1 protein-coding gene is annotated in these 1121 nt (G+C 65.2%); it reads left to right on the top strand.

From position 1 onward, the window contains the following. A partial coding sequence (locus DDZ17_RS22195; RefSeq protein WP_241506004.1) for an acyl-CoA dehydrogenase occupies nucleotides 1-1121 on the top strand: 1121 nt, incomplete at both ends.

Here is a 1121-nt window from a genome sequence, read left to right as displayed (position 1 = left end):
AAATCCTGGCAGAAACTGAATTGGCAGGACCCCTTCCTGCTGGAGCAGCAACTCACCGACGAACAGCGCATGGTGCAGCTCAGCGCCGCCCAGTACGCCCAGAGCCAGCTTGCCCCGCGGGTGCGCGAGGCCTTTCGCGCGGAGCACACGGACCTCGCCATCTTCCGCGAAATGGGCGAGATGGGCCTGCTGGGGGCCACGATCAGCGGCTACGGCTGCCCCGGCGTGGACTACATCAGCTACGGCCTGATCGCCCGCGAAGTGGAGCGGGTGGACTCCGGCTACCGCTCCATGATGAGCGTGCAGTCGTCCCTGGTGATGTACCCCATCTACGCCTACGGCACCGAGGACCAGCGCGAGAAGTACCTGCCGAAACTGGCCAGCGGCGAGTGGATCGGCTGCTTTGGCCTGACCGAACCGGACCACGGCTCCGACCCGGGTTCCATGATCACCCGCGCCCGCAGCGTGGACGGCGGCTATCAACTCTCTGGCGCCAAAATGTGGATCACCAACAGCCCGGTGGCGGATGTGTTCGTGGTGTGGGCCAAAACCGACGATGGCAAGATTCGCGGTTTTGTGTTGGAGAAGGGCATGGCCGGCCTGTCGGCGCCGAAGATCGAGGGCAAGCTGGCCCTGCGCGCCTCCATCACCGGCGAGATCGTGATGGATGAAGTGTTTGTGCCGGAAGAGAACCTGCTGCCCAACGTGGAGGGCCTGAAGGGCCCCTTCGGCTGCCTGAACAATGCCCGCTACGGCATTGCCTGGGGCGCCCTGGGCGCGGCCGAAGGCTGCTGGCACGCGGCCCGGGAATACACCCTGGCGCGCAAGCAGTTCGGCGTGCCGCTGGCGTCCAAGCAGCTGGTGCAGTTGAAGCTGGCGGACATGCAGACCGAAATCAGCCTGGGCCTGCAGGGCTGCCTGCGTGCCGGGCAGTTGATGGACGCCGGGCAGATCGCCCCGGAGCTGATCTCGCTGATCAAGCGCAACTCCTGTGGCAAGGCCTTGCAGATTGCCCGCACCGCCCGGGACATGCTGGGCGGCAATGGCATCTCGGATGAATTCCCCATCATGCGCCACATGGTGAACCTGGAAGTGGTGAACACCTACGAGGGCACCCACGA

Source organism: Parahaliea mediterranea (assembly GCF_003402235.1).
Lineage (GTDB): Bacteria > Pseudomonadota > Gammaproteobacteria > Pseudomonadales > Halieaceae > Parahaliea > Parahaliea mediterranea.
Note: the sequence above shows the minus strand (reverse complement) of the source record. Positions and strands in the feature narration are given on the sequence as shown.